Origin of the sequence: Atrimonas thermophila (assembly GCF_045864955.1) — a bacterium.
GTDB classification, from domain to species: domain Bacteria; phylum Atribacterota; class Atribacteria; order Atribacterales; family Thermatribacteraceae; genus Thermatribacter; species Thermatribacter velox.
This window is the reverse complement of sequence record NZ_AP028803.1, coordinates 1,017,332-1,034,880: the sequence shown is the minus strand read 5'-3', so window position 1 is coordinate 1,034,880 and position 17,549 is coordinate 1,017,332. Positions and strand designations below refer to the sequence as shown.

Below are 17,549 nucleotides of genomic sequence, written 5' to 3'. Positions count from 1 at the left end.
GGAGAAAGGACTGTGAAATGCAAAAAGTTTGCCACCAGAAAGTTTGTCGAAATTGCAGGTTTACTTTTGATGTTAGTTCTTCTTTCTGGGTGTTTGTCAACTCAGCCACCAAGCAACCAGACAAAACTGGCGGAGGACTTTACGCTTCCTGCTCTTGAGGGAGGACATTTTACTTTAAGCGAGCACTTCGGCCAGCCAATTTTACTTTACTTTTTTTCAACCACCTGCCACTATTGTCAGGAAGAAACACCGAACCTGGTAACAATGTATAATACCTACCAGAGTGCAGGACTGCTTGTGGTTGGGGTGGCAGTAAACGTCAATTCCGTCCAGGAACTGAGAAATTTTGTCAAAAACTACGGTATAACCTATCCTATCCTCATTGATGAAGATGAAGAAGTAAGCGAAAGCTATGGTGTTTACTATATTCCTCACCACTTCTTCATAAACAGAGATGGCGAAATAGTCGATAACCAAGTAGGACTTATGAGTGAAGCAGAACTGGAAGAGCGAATATTGGATATCCTCTGATTCCAGAATGTCCAAAACCGCTCACCCAAAAAGTACCGATAGCCAGAGGAATATAGAACTCTGTGTGGCAGGTGCTCTGCTTTTCCTAGTTCTCTTATCGCCCTATTACCGGGGGCTATATTTTGAATACGAAAAATACCCTTTCCTGGTAGCGTTAAACGGCATCGTTCTTCTCTGGCTTCTATGGCGCAGCTACAACAAAGAATGGCTTCGGTTTGGCGATGTTACAGAGTGGCTGTGTGCAGGTTTTACGCTGCTTTACTTTCTTAATCTTCCTTTTGCAGCCGATAAAGGCCTGGCTCTTCAAGAATTTATAACTTATGCCACTTGCTTTTTTTTGTTCCTTGCCACGAGGAAGCTTCGAATACCGTTATCTTTGAAAAAACTCTTTTTATTCCTTTTCGGTCTAAACGGTTTGATCCTTGCCCTCATGGGTTTTGCTTACCAGATGGGCTGGATAGATCCCCAGAGCACTTTTTTGAAAATGAGTTTCCGAGATCTCTTTCTTGGCGGACGCCTCAATGCTTCTTTTCAATACCCAAACACAGCCGGTGCCTACTTCGCTATGGGATATATCTCTGTTTTAGTTTTTATTCTTCTGGAAGAAAAACTTTCCTGGCGTATTCCAGGTTTCCTGGTATCTTTTGTGCTCCTGGGAGCCTTTTTCTTCACCTATTCACGTGGCGGATACTTAACCTTTCCACTCAGTTTGGTTTTTTTGTTATTCGTTTTGCAACCCCAAAGCGCTACTCGCCTGCTTACTTATAGTCTGGGAAGTGTTGCTATTTTCTTGCCGTTTCTCTCAAAAACTGAAACATTGCTCCTTCAAAAAAACCCCTCCTTTTTCGGCTACCTTATAGTAGCCAGCGTAATTTTTGCTGTCTTTGGCGAGCTTGCAACTCAGTTCTTTCAAAAAAGAAGTGTTGCAATAAACCGGAAAAAACTTGCCATACTGATTTCCACAGCGGTGATGCTACTCATTCTATTATTCGTAATAGCTACAAAAAGTGATATTCTTCCCACTCACTTTGCTCAGCGTATTAAGGATATCAACTTGCAAACCCACAGCGTCATGGAAAGGTTCCGTTTCTACAAAGACGCCCTAACAATATTTTCACTCCGGCCTTTGAATGGATGGGGTGGTGGAGCCTGGAAAACTCTTTACTTCAAATTTCAATCTGCTCCCTATTTTACCGAAAGCACCCACAACTTCTACGTCCAAATCCTGGTGGAATCTGGAATATTAGGCGTTATCTTTTTTCTGGGTCTATTCATATTCATTTTTAAAAAGGCTCTGCAATTTGACTCTGGGAGAGAACAGGTCTTACAAAAAGGCATCTTGGGCACCTTGCTTATGGGGCTTTTGCACAGCCTTATAGACGTTAACTTTTCTCTGGGAGCGTTTCAGCTCACTATGTGGTCTTTCGCAGGCTTAGCAGTTCCTGAAAGGGGAATTGCGGTAGAAAAAACCCGGAAAAGAAAGGAATATGCTTACCAATCCAAGATGCATATCATACCTACTACATTTTCCGTAATTGCTTCTTTAGTGCTTCTGGTTTTGTGTCTTATGATAAGCCAGAGTACAAATTATGCAATCCGAGCCGAGTATTATCTGAATCAAGGACATTGGGCAAGGGCCGCTTCACTGGCAGAAAAATCGCTCCGTTTTAACCCATGGAACGCAGAAACCCATTTCATATACAGTAACGCACTGCGGTCTCGCTTTTTAAACGAAAAACAACCTTTCCTGAAAGCAAAAAGCTTTGAAGAAGCCCAAAAAGCTTATCGACTGGCCCCCAAAAATTACAAGTACATCCAGTATCTCGGTTTTCTATATGTTGAAATGGGCAAATTCGAGACAGGCATCTCATATCTTGAAAGGGCCGTCCAGAACGCTCCTTTAGTTCCTGCTACCTATGAAGGTCTTATTTCAGCCTTGAAATCCATAGGTGATTTTTATTCCGCAAGAGGTGAAAAAACGAGAACAATAGATTATTATAAGAGAGCAGAGGAAGTGCTAACTAAACTGTATCAGCTAAAAGAAAAGTATCCCCAGATAAAAATTAGTAATAATCTGGCAGAGTTTGCCAGAGAATTGAAAAAATACAGTGAACAATCCGAGGAGGGGGAAAATACAAAAAACGAAAGAGGTGATTTGGAGTGAACTGGAAAAGGCAACAAACTCCGATTCTGGTAATACTGGTCTGCGTACTTACTGTTTTCTTAGCAACAGGATGTGCTTCATTTTATTTTAGCTGGTCACCAGAAGAGGATACTCCCTCCTCGGGACAGAACCCGGAAGAAACCAGTGACAGAGGCGTTAACTTCACCCTTCCTGACCTGGATGGAAACCTAGTTTCATTGAGAGACTTTCGAGAACAACCGGTTCTGGTAGTATTTTTTAAAACTACCTGTCCCCACTGCGTCAATGAAGCTCCCACTTTGGAAAGAGTGTACCAAAAGTTCAAGTATTCTCAAAATTTGGTCATTCTCGCTATAGCAGTTAACGAAGAAGGCACCTCAGGCATGCTTATTGCTTCCCAAGAACAGTATGCTGCAATGGTTCGCAGTCAGTTTGTCAACAGGTATGGATGGTCTTTCCCGGTTCTAATTGACAACTATGGAAAAGTGCAGCGCCAGTTTGCTGGAACAGGAGTTCCCCGCTATCTTTTCATAGATGAAAATGGGGAAATTCGGGGAAGAGCTCTGGGAGAATTAACTCAATCGCAACTGGAGAGTTTGCTCTGGCAGTATATTTTCTAAAGTTTGAAATTGTCCCAGCCAGAAAGCGCTTTCTGGCTGGGACAATTTCGCTTCCCTGGCTAACCAATCTCAATAGCTACCTAAGTGCCCAATCGAGATATTTTTCAAGAACGCCAAGCCAATCTAAAAGGTCGAGTAAGGTAATCCGTTTTCTCAGAAAACGAGCATAACGAAACGCATCACGAATCATGCTTTCTCCAAAACCCAGTTCCTGCAATGAAGAAGGAATTCCGGCTCTTTTAAGCGTCTCTTCAACTTGGGAAACCACAAGCAATTTTTCTTCCACTTTTTTCCTCACGAAAACAGGATTTGCAAAAAAATCACCGAAAGCAAGAGGAGGAGAGAGCTTCTCTGCAGCTTCCTTCTCTACAAAAAGAAAAAGAGGCCCAAAGTGTAGCTTTAGCTCATCAAGCAAAACTTCCGGTTTTTTCTTACTGACAAAGGAAGAAAAAAGGTGTACCTCGTCCAGAAAACGAACATATAATTTCTGTGCCACAACCGTAGCCGCTCCTACCCTTAACCCGTGTAAAGAAGGGTTCAGGTGTCGATGCAGTGCGAAAATTTCAAGATAATGAGCAACCAGATGCTCCAGACCTGAAGCAGGGCGAGAGTCTCCAACCAGTGTCATGCTCAAGCCCGAATTGAAAAGAGCCACTGAAAGGCTGGACACAAACTCTGGAGACCTTTCCTTAAGCAGGGCTGCTTCCCTGCTAAGGTATTCCAACCCCTCTTTGACCAGCTCAAAACTGTACTCACATAGATATTCATTGAGAAGATAATGCCTGAGCACCCAGTCAGCGTTAGCAGTGGTTTTACCCATCAAATCAGAAAAACCTGCCTGAATAAGTTCAAGCGGCGCTTGTGAAAGAATATCAAGATCCATAACGATTACTCGGGGCGGACGAGCTTCAAAGGTAACCTTGTAACCACCAACCAGCATAGGTGCCCCCGGGGAGGAATAACCGTCCATAGAAGGAGCAGTAGCAATAACAATATATGGTTTTTGCACTCGATGTGCTATAAATTTACATAAATCATTAATCACTCCTGAACCAAGGGCAACTATGAAATCAGGGTTTTCCTGAAGATGAACCCCTATCTGGCTCCTTGCATCTTCATCCGGCTCTAAGTAAAAAAAGCCTGAAGGTTGCTCCAGCACACAGATCTCAACACCCACCCCAGACTTCTCCAGCAAGGTCACAACTTGTTCTCCAAACAAAGGAAATATATTTTCATCAGAAACAAGAAGTGCCTTTTTCCCAAGATTGAGCTCTGAGAGAACTTGGGGCAAATCGAAAAGCACCCCCATACCGAGCAAAACCCTTTGCTCCGGGACCAAATGCCTACGACCACAGATGCACTGAAAATCTCGAACACCATTTTTAACAATGGAAGGTATATCAAGCATTGGCACACTCGTCCTCCGTTAAAGTCTTTTTCATGTTTTCGAGTAACTCCTGCAAAGAGGAAAACACAAAATCTGGCTTCCATGGGGAATCTTTCAGGTCTGAAAGGCAAGTTTCACCCGTCAAAACCAGGATAGAAATTATTCCCGCTTCTTTGGCCATTCTCATATCGGTGTAAAGACGATCTCCAACCATAGCCAGTTCATGCCTGGAAAGGCCCACCCTTTCCAGGACATAAAAAACAGTTTCGGGATAAGGCTTGCCAAATACCCGAGCCTGGACACCTGTAGCAGCTTCTATTGCCTTCATTATAGACCCAGCATCAATGATGGGGCCTTGAGGGGTAGGACAGTTTAGGTCTGGATGGGTAACCAGAAAAGGGACTCCGCTCCTCACAAAGGAAGCAGCTCTTCGCAGCTTATCGTAAGTCAAAGTTTTATCAAACCCCAAAACCACGTAATCTGGATTCTCTTCCACCAGAAGAAGGCCTTCGCGCATAAAGTCTATGGCCAGCTCCTGGGTACCGAGGAGAAAAACTCGCGCCCGGGGAGAAAGCTTACGGATGTAATAAGCGCAAACCTGTCCTGAAGTAATAATATTACGAGAAGAAACATTTTTCAAACCAAGTCTGGCAAGTTTCTTTAGATAAAAGTTTACGTTATGCGAAGAGTTGTTGGTTAAAAAATAAAACTTCTTCCCATTTTTCATCAGAAAATCAATAAACTCCAGAGCCCCGGGAAGCAACCTGTCCCCAAGATAAAAGGTGCCGTCCATATCCAGAAGAAACGCTTGCACTGTAGCAAGTTCCATAAAAACCACCTCAAGGCAAAAATTGAAGGTAATTGGTTGCCAAATCCTCTTCAAAAACAATTTCGATATCCTGAAAGGCAAAGCCATATTTTTGTTCACTCCAGCTTTGCTCCTTGCCACCTTGTAAGGCTTCTTGCAAAAGCTGTGTGTTTTGGTGTACAAAACGATAGGTCAGGGCTCTAATCTCTTCGGGAGTCCTGATGCTACCCTGAGTAAGGAATACCTCAACCGAATAATCCCACAAATCCTGAAGGAAACTTCCTGGGTGTTGGTCAACATAGTTGTCAAAAAACTGTTTAATTTCGTTACGAAGAACTTCTGCTTTTTCAGCATCCCTATTTTCTGCCTGCAGGAGCTCCACAATCTTTTCAAAAACTTCCCGTTCCGTTTGCAAAACGTTGGCCAGAGCATCTGGTTCAAGTCTGTACCAGGGATAGCGCTCCAGCGTTTTCCATATCTCTATTCTTACCTCTGAATCACTCTTTCCTTCTCTTGCAACAGTTCTGGAAAGAAAATAGAGCTTGTTTTCAATGCTTCCCCCAATCTGGCTTAAAAGTTCAAAAAGTTCGCTATAAAAGCGAGCACGACACATTTCCTTTGCCAAATCAATCCTGCTTTCGGGTACTACCACACTGCCACTTTTCATAAACTGGAATTCCGCTTCCTCACCTATAAGATCCAGCCGGTAGCGAACCAAAAGGGGGTCAACCCTTTTTGCAAATTTTTCACGATCTACAATGGAGATGGTAGTCTTAATATCTGCCACATAAACCAGGTTCTGGTCGTTGGGATTTCCAGAAATCTGATCTTTAGTCCAAAGCGGAACTTTAACTTCCATGGGAATGCCCGAGTCAAGTGGGAAGACGTCTTCAACCACCCCAAACGGTGGTGGCTGAACAAGAAAACTTGCCGCCCGCGGAGTACTGTTTTCCACTACCCTGACCCGATAGGGGAGAGCAGAAGGCCCAAAAAGAGGACCTTCCCTAACCCAAACTTCACGTACGATAGCAAAGCTTTGAGGGGGGAGAGAGTGGCGCGAAAGAAAGAAAAAAGAAAGGAAACCGAATATTACGGTTACTACCAGCAATCCCACCAGCCAGTTACCTGCAATTCTGAAAACCGCTTTTAAAAACCTAAGCATCGACCAATCCCTCTTAAATAAGATTCTGCCGCCTCTGCAACAGGCGCATGTATCTCAGGTAAGAAACCCTTTCCAGACTAACCTTGACTGAATTTACCTGAACACCTATTTGATGCAAAAAAACGTCTTTGTCTTGCAAATAGTTTAACGCTTCTTCTTCCAGCTTTTGTCGCAATTCGCTTCTTTCAAGGTTTAATTCTTCCACAACACGGTTGTTCACAATCTCATTAACCGCAAGATAAAACAGAGTCTGATAAAGACCAGGATATTCAATAAACTTCTCCAGGCTGGGGCTGGTGATTAAGCCTCGAACTTTCTGGGGAGAAGCAATGAGCTGAGTATGTTCCCTTTGCAAATTCTCTCGTACTACTTCCATCTCGTGTTCCACAAAATCGCGCCATTCTGTCTCCTGTTCCATGCGAGGATGTCTTCGCAACCACTCCAAACCAGTTAGATACATATCATAAATGGACCCCACACGATAGGTATCAAGAGGTGAAGGATAAAGTAACCTCCGAATCCATTCTTTGAAAGAAGGTCTTTCAAAAATTACCTGCAGATATTTTTCAATCTCTTCAGTACTGCTTTGACTAAGCAAATTCATTCTCAAATCACTCATGACACGCTCGTATACTGACGAAAGGCTAACCTCAAGATCCCTGGCGAGACGATCCATGCCTTTGCCATCGAAATCATATCCTTTCCAGAGTTCTGGTTTCGAAATCTGCACGGAGCAATTGAATTTGAGAACTACAAAATCAGTACCATATCCTTGCTTGAAAAAGGCCATCGTTCTCTCCCACCAGTACTTCAGCTTATCCCAAAATCCTTCGCCCAAGACAGGTTCTACCTCTTTCAAAATGAGCAAGGCACCAACTTTTTGAACCTCAGAAGTCCTTCGGTAGGTAAAGGCAAAGGGACGAGGCGGACTCAACAGTAATTTCAAGTTTCCTACTTTTATTCCATCATCAACAATTGTTACCTCTCTTCCCAGAGTTGATTTGAAACCTGGAGAAAGTCGCTCCACAACAAGGAAATCCTTTTCGCCAACCAGATGTAAACAGAATATGCACAGTACAAAAGCAATGACTGCAAAACTCTTGAGAGCCACATTTTTGCCCAGCAAGGGTTCCTGATCTGGATTACTCAAAAATTCTCTCCAGCGACCTGCCGAAAATCTTTTCAGCTCTCCTTTGTAACGAGATAAACGAGCGAAGAAAAGATAGAGACGATGGTAGTAGTCGACCAACGCTGCAAAAATCTCCTCCGGGAGATGTTCAACCAATTGGAGATGAATTTTACCTTTCATCTCCCAAAACAAATCCGCCATTTGCTGGTAAAGGAAAGCACTGGGGGCCTCTTCCAGGCGTTTTGCCAGAGCCGCAAGCTGTGCTTGCCACTTCCTGTAATCTTCCGAAACATAAAACTCAAGTAGTGGCGAAGAGGATTCCCAACGGGTTTCATAAGACATAAAGTTGTTTCTGGTGAGGAAAATCAACTCACTGCTAAAATCTTCCAACAACTCTTTTTCAGGCCAGGACAAGGTAGTATTTCTCGCTGTATTTTCAAAATCGCTTAACCACTTTGCTACTGCCTGGCAGTCTTTTGCCTTAAGCAGTAAGCAAAGCTCTTTCAATCTTTTCTTCAACAAACTATTATCCGTAAAGGCAACCATATTGCTCGCCTTTCTTCTAACCCTTTCCCAGAGAGGTTCTTCAAACAAGACTTCCATTTTTTGCAACCAGACAATCCCTCTTCGTTTCTTAAAAACAGTGTTTCCTGACAACAACTTTTGATAAACCGCATAAATGATCGGTGAAAGCACCAAAACAGTGTGAGCGTAAGGATTGAGGTAATCACCACCCAGAGTAAAGAGAAAGTCCACCCCTTTCGCTATAAAACCTACATTCCACATCACATAAGCAAAAACTGCAAAAAGTACTAAATAAAAATAATCCTGATAAAGAAGATTAAGAAGTCGCTTTCGCCAGGTGTTAAAACAGTTTTTTATAAAAGTCCCAAAAATCTCTTTTGTATCACCTTCAGTGCTAAAAGCACTCTGCACATCAATTCGTAATAAAGGTACATCAAAACGCCTGCCGGAAACCTGATAAGTTAAGTGTTCAAGATAACTCCTGAATTTGTCTCTGGAACCAATCAGCATTCGTTGATCAGGATTAAGAGGGTTGGGTATCTCCAAAAATAAAAATCGGTAGGGCATTAAAAGTGCTCACCTCTTACTTCTACCCTGAGAGTAGCATCGACAAAAGCCAATCCCTGCATTAATCGAGTTTCACGGGACTGGGTAAAAGTCTCAATGGTTCTTCCACAACATCCAGTCATTTTTTGAAAAAAGTCTGGGGCAAGTGTGATACCAGTTTTCCAGAAGAAGGGCCCAGGCAGATAAATGCCTTCAGCAAGAGGCAAATCCCTCTCCACATAGAAGGGTAGTTCTTTCAAGGCTGCTTCAAATTTATCCTGGAAAATGGTCAACCCCTGCTTTTTAATAAAATTCCTGATGGAAAGAGCTTTTGCGAAAAATGGATGGTGAGACAAAAACTCCTCCCGATACTTTGGAAAACGAAAGCTGAATCTCTTTCTCAGAAAGAGCTCGCTTCTCTGAAACATACCCAGAGGATAACGCAATCGGGCAAGCAAATCCTTTTCTTCCTGAGTAAAATAATCGTGAAGCAAAATCATAACTCCAGCATTCTTGTAAAACAACTCACTTCCCAGCATTACCGTTTCGTGAAGGCTCGAAAAAACCCGAAGAGGATTGAATCTTTTTAAAACATATTGCTGAACTGCCTTAGCTCGACGACTGCGAATGGATTCCAGTTTTCTTCCAAAAGCCGCATTAGCATCTTCCCACCCAAACATGTTTCTGATATGCCTCAAATTTACAACTACCGGGTTATGAATCTCCTCTCCACTTCTGTCGACATAGGCACGAGTCTCTTTAACCCAGCCATCAGGATCAACAATTGGTAAAAAACCAATGAAACTCGATTCTAAAAGCGCTTGCAGCCTCCAAGCATTTTGCACCAGCGAAAAGAAGGCAGCCAAAAGAGTGGCCGAGTGGAGCCTCTCTCCACCGTGGCAGGTTGCTTCGAATACCAGGCGCTTGCTCCCAGGAGAAGGATTGCCAATTTCCAGAACCGGTATTCTGTTACCCAGAGGAGTCACAAACGGTCCATTAACTTCTTCGACAAACGATATCCTAACGACCAAATTAGAAGGCCACTCGAGCTCATTCAGTCTTTGCTGAATTTTCTCAAGAAGCTGAGGATATTCAAAATCCAACCAGTTTAAATATTCCAGAGCGGAACTGTAACTGATCAACTCCTGGTCAGGACAATCAGCAATTACCCTGCCGTTCAAGACTTGTCGCCATCCTTTCTCCAGGGAAAAAGAGGCATCGGGGGTTTCATAAATCTGACCCACTCGCTTTGTTCCGTTGCCTGAGTAGCTGGCCAGTAGAAGTCTCGAAGGAAGCCCAGACCCAGTCTGGAACAAAGGTGATATGCCTTTACAAACCCGTCTTCAGGGTTCTCAGCAACCAATCTGTTCAATGCAGCCAGCGCTAAATTCTCGACCACCTTGAGTTTAACCTCAGAAAAGGCTTCATCTATACCCCATTGCAAACGAGCATAATGCTTCTTTAGTTCCTCCAAATTCTTCTCTTCAAAATAAGGATCACCCACCAGCATATCCCAAGTCATAGGTTGAAAACCAGGAATGCCATGCATGATGAAAACAATGGGAAACAACCTATGGAGCACTCCATAAAAACCTCCAGGGCGAAAGCGCTTGAAATGGTAGAAAATATTACGATTTTTTTCCTCTTCAAGAATGAAAGTATCCTCTTTGAGGAAGGTATCAAAAAATCCCTTTTTAAGATATTCCAAAACTTCTCTCTGTTCCTGAGAAGGCCTGACTTCCACCCCCTCTTCCTGGGAAACAACCTCAAGCAAAGAAGAGGTAGCAAAAAGGTTTTTAACCTCGTTTTTTTCACCTACTTGAAGAACAATTTCCAGCCTTTCACCTTCGGATATCCTCCAGTAACGGCTCAACCGTTCCTCAACAAAAAACGGATTACGAGGAGAAACAAGCGTATAATCAGATTTATTGAACACTCTGTAAAGATTGATCCTGGGCACTGCCTTCACCTATCAGAAAAGAGATATCAAAATTGAGGTCTCTTATATTGCAAAGAAGTCTCGGAGGTAGCAATTGAGGAATCAATAGCAAATCTCCGAGAAAAAACCGGGAAAGCTTCTTTGAGAACGTGTAAGCCACCCTCTGAAGCACAAAACTATCTTCCTTTTCCATCTCCAAAATATCCTCAAAAACCCTGATTAATTCCCAGCACAAAGGCTCTGTTCTCTGTTTCCTGCGCAAATAAGCCACTATTTCCGCAAAATCACTTCTGGAAAGCTGTTTAAACTTTCCAAACTGATTGTAGATTTCATCCAGCAATCTTTTTCTTCGTGGGTCCTTTCCCATCACAATCCGAAATCTGACTCCCTTTTCCAGCACTTTCGCCCTGCGCCGCTTGAACCAGTTATCCAGACCCGCCAGAGCCAGGTAGGGTTGCCGAAACCATATAAACCACCAGGTATTGACACTGAAAAGGCCTATAATGTAGGCGAGCAAGCAAAGAGAAAACATATAACGATAATTACGAGCCAGAGATTCATAAAACTTGAGTTGCATGAGATATCCGTGAACAGTTTCTTCAAAGGTGGTTACAATTTCTTCCATCTCTCCCTCAGAAAGAGGGTGTGAAACCGGAGGCGTGTAGAGCTCAAAAGAAATAAAAAGCGGGGGCTTCATTTTTTTTGCTTTAAATCCCAGGTCGGTTACCCGGAGACCAGTATGAGCCATCCAGGATCCTTCATGATACCAGTTCCAGCCGAGAGTAGGAACACAATATACTGGAATTCTTAACTCTCTCAAAGAAGTCCCCTTTTTTCCGCTCAAGGCTTTACCTTCATCTTTTTTTGCGAGTATAATAAAAACGGCTTTCTAAAGCAACCATATTGAACGGAAAACACAGAAAATTTACTGACTGTACAAGGAGGAAAAGATGCTTAAAATACACGTCAGTAGGCTTCGACCCGGGATGGTCACCGCCTACCCCATTCTCCACGAAAACGGTGTGATACTGGTCAAAGAGGATATCGTACTCACTGAGAAGTTAATCAACAAACTCAAAGAACTGAACTTTGATTACATATATATAAAGGATGAACGGTTTAAAAATGTAGATCCCGAGGAAATACTATCTCAAGAAACCAAGCGAAAAGTTTTGCAAACAGTACACGAAACCTTTTATAAAGTTATTAAGGGTAAAGAAAAATCCATCCAGCCCTTGAAGGAAGCTGTCAATTCGATAATAGAAGAGGTTCTCAGCTCTAGAAAATCAGTCATCAGCCTGGTGCAATTGCGCAAACACGATGATTTAGTCTTTGCTCACTCTGTAAATGTGGCCACTCTTTCGGCCTTCATAGGTAAATTTTTTAAGCTACCTGCTGAAACCCTGCATACCTTGGCACTGGGTAGCCTGATGCACGACTTGGGTAAAATCAAAGTGCCTCTCGAAATCCTTAACAAACCGGGGAAACTGGATGCCGAAGATTGGGAAATAATTAAGCAACATCCAGGTTGGGCAGCCGAACTCATGCTGGAGAGAATCCCAGAAAACGCCACAGCTATAAAAATTGCTCTTCAGCATCACGAGAGAATGAACGGGAGTGGTTATCCTTACGGACTTGCGGGAGAAGAAATTCATCTCCTTTCCCGAATTTGTGCCTGTGCAGACGTGTACGATGCACTCACCGTTGACCGGCCTTACCGTAAACGTTTCTCCTATTCAGAGGCTCTGGAATACCTAATGGGCAACGCAGGTAGGCTGTTTGACCTTCAGGTAGTCACCACCATGGTAAGGCATATAGCTCCTTATCCGGTGGGAGAAACGGTGAAGCTTTCCACTGGAGAGATTGCTGTGGTAATCAAGCTGAATGAAGGCCTTCCCATTCGCCCAGTGGTGAGAGTAATCAAAGATCGAGAGGGGAGAGAGCTGGAAACACCTAAAGACCTGGACCTGATGAGTGAGCTCACGGTTTCGATTGTGGAATCTGTAGAAGCGAGCTCAAAAGCCACCCTCGACGAAACCAGACTCTGGGAGGAAGCAATCACTCATGATCCGAGTCAGGGTTGAAGACTTGCGCCCCGGCATGAAAATAGCCTATCCAGTATTTCGTGAAGATGGCTCCATTCTCCTTAACAAAGGCGTGGTACTTACCGAAAACTACATTCGAAGGCTCTTTGAGCTGGGGTTTGAGTCCGTGTTTATTGAGCATGAACTTTTTGAAGACATTAAAGTGGAGGAACCTGTTACTCTGGAAACCAAAAGAAAGGTACAAAGGATTCTTCACGAATCTGTGAAAAAGCTCCAGAGAGGAGAAGCAAACGGCTATCAGAAAATTCAAAGTGTAATCCAGGAACTCATAGAAGAAGTGCTTGACTATCCAGGAGTCATCTTCTACCTGGTACAGCTGGGAAGCAAAAGTGACGCGCTATTCGTCCACTCAGTAAACGTGACAGTGATCAGCCTGATGATCGGAAAATTTCAGAATCTGAGTCGCCTTCAACTCAAAAAGCTCGCTCTGGGAGCCCTCCTACATGATGTGGGGAAAATCCGCTTCCCACCCGAAATCTTCTATAAAGAGGGTCCTTTAACCGAAGAAGAACGCAAGATCATTCGCATGCACCCCGTGTGGAGCAGAGAAATTATTCAAAAGCACGCAGAGTATGACTTTTTGGCCTCAGTTATTGCTCTTCAGCATCACGAGAGAATGAACGGGAGTGGTTATCCTTACGGACTTGCGGGAGAAGAAATTCATCTCCTTTCCCGAATTTGTGCCTGTGCAGACGTGTACGATGCACTCACCGTTGACCGGCCTTACCGTAAACGTTTCTCCTATTCAGAGGCTCTGGAATACCTAATGGGCAACGCAGGTAGGCTGTTTGACCTTCAGGTAGTCACCACCATGGTAAGGCATATAGCTCCTTATCCGGTGGGAGAAACGGTGAAGCTTTCCACTGGAGAGATTGCTGTGGTAATCAAGCTGAATGAAGGCCTTCCCATTCGCCCAGTGGTGAGAGTAATCAAAGATCGAGAGGGGAGAGAGCTGGAAACACCTAAAGACCTGGACCTGATGAGTGAGCTCACGGTTTCGATTGTGGGTCGACCTGAAGAGCCTCCACCTCCTTCCTCGAACATGGAAGAAGAAATTTACTTACAAGAAGACTTTTTTGATTGACTCCGGACGTTTAGAAAATAACTGCCATCGCAAATTAGGTCATTCCAGGTTACAAATCCCTCACGACAACTCGAAAATGGCAAACCGTAGCTTTTAACCAGCTCTCGGAGAGCACCCATTATATGTTCACGAATCTCTCTGCGGAGATACAAACTGTTACCATGTTTTTCACAGTAATCGTCCCTGTAGCGCTTTGCCGAATCAAAAACCTGCACGATCCTTTTCCAGGAATCAGGACGTAGCTTGTAAGTAGAAGAAACCACTTGCACGACGAAAGGTGAGACTTCTTCAATAAGCTGTTTCCATTGCTCGGGATTATCGTTAATTCCGGGTATGACAGGGTCTAAGCGTAAGACAACCGGAATGCCATACCTGGCAAGCTTAACAATCGCTTCCTTGCGTTCCCGGGGCGAGGGCGCACCAGGTTCGAGTTTACGAGCCACCTCTTCACAGGGTGTCGTTATGGTTATACTTACCGCCGAACGCATAGCAGACAACACATCAGCATCTCTACAAACCAAAGGGGATTTGGTGAGTATAAGCACCGGAACCCCTAACTCTGAACACCAGCTTAGTATCTGCCGGGTAAGTTTGAGGTCTCTTTCCAGGGAAGGGTAAGGATCAGAAGAATTGCTCAACGTAAGGTAGCTTTCCCTTGGAAAACTTTGTAAATCCCGATACACCCGCCTGAGAAGGTCTTTCTTTTCTCTAACCCGGAAAGCTTGCGGTATAAAAGAGGTTATATAGCAGTAAAGGCAGGCATGTTCACAGCCCGTATAGGGGTTAAGGGTAAACTTGGTAGGGCAGGTGCAGAGCTCTCCTTTCCAGGGGTCAAAAGGTCTTATTAGCAGCAAGTCAAGCGCCTCCCAAGAGGTTACCTACAGGATTTCAAAAACAACCAACAAGATTGCATCGTATAAAGAACAATTTTTGCGAACATTCCAAGATATAAATTTTCACATTCAGGAAACTGATATAATTATAAAACAAACCCAGAAATAAAAGGGGATGGTTCGGTTGTGGAAAAAGGCTAACTGGACCGAAGTTGCTTGTCGTATTCCAGCTTTAATAGAGAAAGTAGGGGGCATATTTCTAATTACGGGGAAGGAAGGGCAGAGTAACATTATGACTATAGGTTGGGCACAAACTGGGAGAGTGTGGGGAAGACCCATGGCTACTGTGCTGGTGCGCCCTTCACGATTCACCTTTGAAAAGCTGAAAGAACACCCTTTCTTCGTCATTGCACTTCCCACTGAAGACATGTACAGCGCTATTCAACTTTGTGGCAGCGTTTCTGGTCGAGAGGGAAACAAATTCCAAAAAGCAGGACTCAGCACTCGTCATCACCAAGATTTTCCAGTACCTTCTATTGAAGAATGTGTAGGGGCATTGTTTTGCCAGGTAATCCAGGAAACAAAAGTAGATCCTGCTACCTTTCCCCAGCACATAATCCAGGAATACTACCCTCAGGGCGATTTTCACCACATCTATTTTGGAGAAATCATCAAAGCTGAACTCAAAACTTAATCTTTTTTCTCGCTATCTCCTGCCAGGACACTAAAAGCTCTGACTATCTCCATAGGCAGAGGAAATACAACTGTGGTCGCGTTTTCGGCAGCAATGTCACTAAGTGTCTGAAGATAGCGCAACTGAATAGCAATAGGATTCTGAGAGATAATCTTGGCTGCCTCAGCCAGCTTTGTTGATGCTTGGTATTCTCCCTCGGCATTGATAATTTTCGCTCTGCGTTCTCGTTCCGTTTCCGCTTGGCGAGCCATAGCTCTTTTTAACTCTTCAGGAAGTACCACTTCCTTGATTTCAACAGCTGAAACCTTTATTCCCCAGGGGTCAGTTTTCTCATCAATTATTTTTTGTAACGCCTCATTAATCTTATCACGGTGAGTAAGGAGCTCATCAAGCTCTGACTGCCCCACAATACTTCTTAAAGTAGTTTGAGAAATCAGAGAGGTCGCCATAACATAATTTTCCACCTGAGTAACCGCGTCTTCAGCATTCATGACTCGAAAATAGACCACTGCGTCCACGGTAACCGGGACGTTGTCCCGAGTAATCAGCTCCTGCTTGGGAACATCCATGGTCATCACTCGCAAATCAACTTTCACCAACTGGTCAATTAACGGGATGATGAAAAAGATTCCCGGACCTTTTGCTCCCACCAGGCGTCCTAACCTGAATATGACTCCTCGCTCATATTCTCTAACCACCTTGATAGCAGCGGAAAGAAAAATAATCACAATCAACACGATGAACGCCAGAAAAATCATTTTCCCTCATCCTCCCTTTTCTTGTTTACCAAAAGTCTATTCCCTTTCTTGCCAACTACCACTACTTTTTCTCCAGGAGTCACAAGCTCTGGAGATTCCGCCCACCACAATTCTCCATCAACAATAACAAAGCCCTCGGGATTCAACACCTGTCTGGCAACTCCCTCCTTACCTTTCAGTGCTTCTTCTCCCGTCCTGACTTTTCTGCGCATTGCAACCAGGGCCATGGAAAGCGCAAAAACGAAGAAAGCCAAAATCCCCAAAACTGTAAATATTATTAACTCCAGAGGCAACCTGATCCCTACTTTCCTGACGTCGAAAAGTGTTAGTGAACCCAGAAAAAGAGAAATAGCTCCACCAACGGTCAATGCTCCAATGCCCGGGGTAACCCAGAGGTCCAGAGCCAGAAAGGCAAATCCCAGCAAAATAAAGATTACACCAGCAACATTGACCGGAAGTACGGAAAAAGCGTAAAAAGCCAGCAAAAGGCATATGCTGCCAAAAACTCCGGGAACAATTGCCCCAGGATTAGAGAGCTCAAAAATTAAGCCCAGAGCTCCCAAGACAAGAAGGAGGTAAGCAAGACTGGGATTCAAAAGTGCGTGTAAAATTCTTTCTCTTCCACTCAGGGGCACTCTAACAATTTTTACCTCTTTCAAAGTAGAAAGTACCTTTTCCACGACTTCTTCCAAAGAAGCAGCAATGCCATCTATAAGACCAGAAGATAATGCCTCTTTCTCTCCAAGAGAGAGGCTTTCTCTCACCATTTTCTCGGCAACTTCAGGATTGCGTCCTCGGGTTTCTGCAAGCGTTTTTATAAAAGCTGCTGTGTCATTCACTATTTTTTCGCCTACTGCTTCCCCCTCCACGGTAACCGGATGTGCCGCCCCCAGAGTGGTGTTTTCACTCATAAAAGCATGGTGAGCAGCTAAAACCAAAAACGTACCCGCCGAAGCAGCTCTGGCTCCCCGAGGATAAACATAGGCCGCAACTGGAACAGGGGAATTCAGAATACTCTTAACCATCTTCCGCATTGATTCCTCAAGCCCTCCTGGTGTGTCAATAAGCAAGACCACCAGTTTGGCTTCAGATTGCAGGGCGTCTTGTAAAAGTTTCTCCAGATAATCAGCCAAGACAGGGTTGATAACCCCTGATATTTCACCGACCAGAACCAAACTACCCTGAGGCCAGGCAACACCGTAACACAAAATCAACCCAAGCAAAATTAGCAGAACAAAAAACTTAACAGACATATTGAGTTAAACCCCACTAAAAGCATTTTAGC

16 protein-coding genes are annotated in these 17,549 nt (G+C 43.9%); 6 read left to right on the top strand and 10 right to left on the bottom strand.

Annotated features, from left to right (window positions below):
* The first annotated feature begins 12 nt into the window (after nt 1–12).
* Genes ACKTT1_RS05375 through ACKTT1_RS05365 form a run of 3 tightly spaced genes read left to right on the top strand, consistent with a single transcriptional unit; the run spans nt 13 to nt 3,294 of the window.
* Complete coding sequence (locus tag ACKTT1_RS05375; protein ID WP_412710461.1) at nt 13–531, top strand: peroxiredoxin family protein; 519 nt, start codon at nt 13–15, stop codon at nt 529–531.
* Between the two features lie 7 nt (nt 532–538).
* Nucleotides 539–2,695, top strand: a complete 2,157-nt coding sequence (locus ACKTT1_RS05370) for an O-antigen ligase family protein (RefSeq protein WP_412710460.1) — start codon at nt 539–541, stop codon at nt 2,693–2,695.
* Nucleotides 2,692–3,294 (top strand): TlpA family protein disulfide reductase, encoded by a 603-nt coding sequence (locus tag ACKTT1_RS05365; RefSeq protein WP_412710459.1) that lies wholly within the window; start codon nt 2,692–2,694, stop codon nt 3,292–3,294. Before ACKTT1_RS05370 ends, ACKTT1_RS05365 begins: the two co-directional genes overlap by 4 nt.
* A gap of 76 nt (nt 3,295–3,370) precedes the next feature.
* On the opposite strand, the gene ACKTT1_RS05360 is transcribed toward ACKTT1_RS05365, so the two are convergent.
* Genes ACKTT1_RS05360 through ACKTT1_RS05330 form a run of 7 tightly spaced genes read right to left on the bottom strand, consistent with a single transcriptional unit; the run spans nt 3,371 to nt 11,610 of the window.
* Nucleotides 3,371–4,702, bottom strand: coding sequence for a sn-glycerol-1-phosphate dehydrogenase (locus tag ACKTT1_RS05360; RefSeq protein WP_412710555.1), 1,332 nt, complete (start codon nt 4,700–4,702; stop codon nt 3,371–3,373).
* A complete protein-coding gene (locus ACKTT1_RS05355; protein ID WP_369019286.1) occupies nt 4,695–5,510 on the bottom strand; it encodes an HAD-IIA family hydrolase in 816 nt (271 codons plus the stop codon). Before ACKTT1_RS05355 ends, ACKTT1_RS05360 begins: the two co-directional genes overlap by 8 nt.
* A gap of 10 nt (nt 5,511–5,520) precedes the next feature.
* The gene (locus ACKTT1_RS05350) at nt 5,521–6,651 is read right to left on the bottom strand and encodes a hypothetical protein (RefSeq protein WP_412710458.1); all 1,131 of its coding nucleotides are present in this window, start codon (nt 6,649–6,651) and stop codon (nt 5,521–5,523) included.
* Nucleotides 6,652–6,664: 13 nt separating this feature from the next.
* On the bottom strand, nt 6,665–8,872 hold the full coding sequence (locus tag ACKTT1_RS05345) for a hypothetical protein (RefSeq protein ID WP_412710457.1): 2,208 nt from the start codon (nt 8,870–8,872) through the stop codon (nt 6,665–6,667).
* Nucleotides 8,872–10,032 (bottom strand): M14 family zinc carboxypeptidase, encoded by a 1,161-nt coding sequence (locus tag ACKTT1_RS05340; protein ID WP_369019289.1) that lies wholly within the window; start codon nt 10,030–10,032, stop codon nt 8,872–8,874. Before ACKTT1_RS05340 ends, ACKTT1_RS05345 begins: the two co-directional genes overlap by 1 nt.
* Nucleotides 10,029–10,787, bottom strand: a complete 759-nt coding sequence (locus ACKTT1_RS05335) for a hypothetical protein (RefSeq protein ID WP_412710456.1) — start codon at nt 10,785–10,787, stop codon at nt 10,029–10,031. Before ACKTT1_RS05335 ends, ACKTT1_RS05340 begins: the two co-directional genes overlap by 4 nt.
* Entirely contained in the window at nt 10,777–11,610 is an 834-nt protein-coding gene (locus tag ACKTT1_RS05330) for a hypothetical protein (protein WP_412710455.1), read from the bottom strand. Before ACKTT1_RS05330 ends, ACKTT1_RS05335 begins: the two co-directional genes overlap by 11 nt.
* Before the next feature lie 130 nt (nt 11,611–11,740).
* Between ACKTT1_RS05330 and ACKTT1_RS05325 the strand changes: the two genes are divergently transcribed.
* Together ACKTT1_RS05325 and ACKTT1_RS05320 are read left to right on the top strand one after the other, a co-directional pair.
* The gene (locus ACKTT1_RS05325; RefSeq protein ID WP_412710454.1) at nt 11,741–12,874 is read left to right on the top strand and encodes an HD-GYP domain-containing protein; all 1,134 of its coding nucleotides are present in this window, start codon (nt 11,741–11,743) and stop codon (nt 12,872–12,874) included.
* Complete coding sequence (locus tag ACKTT1_RS05320) at nt 12,855–13,979, top strand: HD-GYP domain-containing protein (RefSeq protein ID WP_412710453.1); 1,125 nt, start codon at nt 12,855–12,857, stop codon at nt 13,977–13,979. Before ACKTT1_RS05325 ends, ACKTT1_RS05320 begins: the two co-directional genes overlap by 20 nt.
* Here the strand turns inward: ACKTT1_RS05320 and ACKTT1_RS05315 are convergent.
* A complete protein-coding gene (locus tag ACKTT1_RS05315; RefSeq protein ID WP_412710452.1) occupies nt 13,952–14,833 on the bottom strand; it encodes a radical SAM protein in 882 nt (293 codons plus the stop codon). The genes ACKTT1_RS05320 and ACKTT1_RS05315 overlap by 28 nt on opposite strands.
* 154 nt (nt 14,834–14,987) lie before the next feature.
* Between ACKTT1_RS05315 and ACKTT1_RS05310 the strand changes: the two genes are divergently transcribed.
* Entirely contained in the window at nt 14,988–15,506 is a 519-nt protein-coding gene (locus tag ACKTT1_RS05310; RefSeq protein WP_412710451.1) for a flavin reductase family protein, read from the top strand.
* On the opposite strand, the gene ACKTT1_RS05305 is transcribed toward ACKTT1_RS05310, so the two are convergent.
* Both ACKTT1_RS05305 and ACKTT1_RS05300 read right to left on the bottom strand, forming a co-directional pair.
* Nucleotides 15,503–16,264, bottom strand: coding sequence for a slipin family protein (locus ACKTT1_RS05305; RefSeq protein WP_369019296.1), 762 nt, complete (start codon nt 16,262–16,264; stop codon nt 15,503–15,505). The genes ACKTT1_RS05310 and ACKTT1_RS05305 overlap by 4 nt on opposite strands.
* Nucleotides 16,261–17,517, bottom strand: a complete 1,257-nt coding sequence (locus ACKTT1_RS05300) for an NfeD family protein (protein ID WP_412710450.1) — start codon at nt 17,515–17,517, stop codon at nt 16,261–16,263. The genes ACKTT1_RS05305 and ACKTT1_RS05300 overlap by 4 nt, the downstream gene beginning before the upstream one ends.
* Between the last annotated feature and the right edge of the window lie 32 nt (nt 17,518–17,549).

Excerpts from the sequence above, each read along its gene's own strand:
- ACKTT1_RS05370 (WP_412710460.1), top strand. The coding sequence starts at position 539 with ATGTCCAAAACCGCTCACCCAAAAAGTACCGATAGCCAGAGGAATATA.
- ACKTT1_RS05360 (WP_412710555.1), bottom strand. The coding sequence starts at position 4,702 with ATGCTTGATATACCTTCCATTGTTAAAAATGGTGTTCGAGATTTTCAG.
- ACKTT1_RS05355 (WP_369019286.1), bottom strand. The coding sequence starts at position 5,510 with ATGGAACTTGCTACAGTGCAAGCGTTTCTTCTGGATATGGACGGCACC.
- ACKTT1_RS05350 (WP_412710458.1), bottom strand. The coding sequence starts at position 6,651 with ATGCTTAGGTTTTTAAAAGCGGTTTTCAGAATTGCAGGTAACTGGCTG.
- ACKTT1_RS05345 (WP_412710457.1), bottom strand. The coding sequence starts at position 8,872 with ATGCCCTACCGATTTTTATTTTTGGAGATACCCAACCCTCTTAATCCT.
- ACKTT1_RS05325 (WP_412710454.1), top strand. The coding sequence starts at position 11,741 with ATGCTTAAAATACACGTCAGTAGGCTTCGACCCGGGATGGTCACCGCC.
- ACKTT1_RS05320 (WP_412710453.1), top strand. The coding sequence starts at position 12,855 with ATGATCCGAGTCAGGGTTGAAGACTTGCGCCCCGGCATGAAAATAGCC.
- ACKTT1_RS05310 (WP_412710451.1), top strand. The coding sequence starts at position 14,988 with ATGGTTCGGTTGTGGAAAAAGGCTAACTGGACCGAAGTTGCTTGTCGT.
- ACKTT1_RS05305 (WP_369019296.1), bottom strand. The coding sequence starts at position 16,264 with ATGATTTTTCTGGCGTTCATCGTGTTGATTGTGATTATTTTTCTTTCC.
- ACKTT1_RS05300 (WP_412710450.1), bottom strand. The coding sequence starts at position 17,517 with ATGTCTGTTAAGTTTTTTGTTCTGCTAATTTTGCTTGGGTTGATTTTG.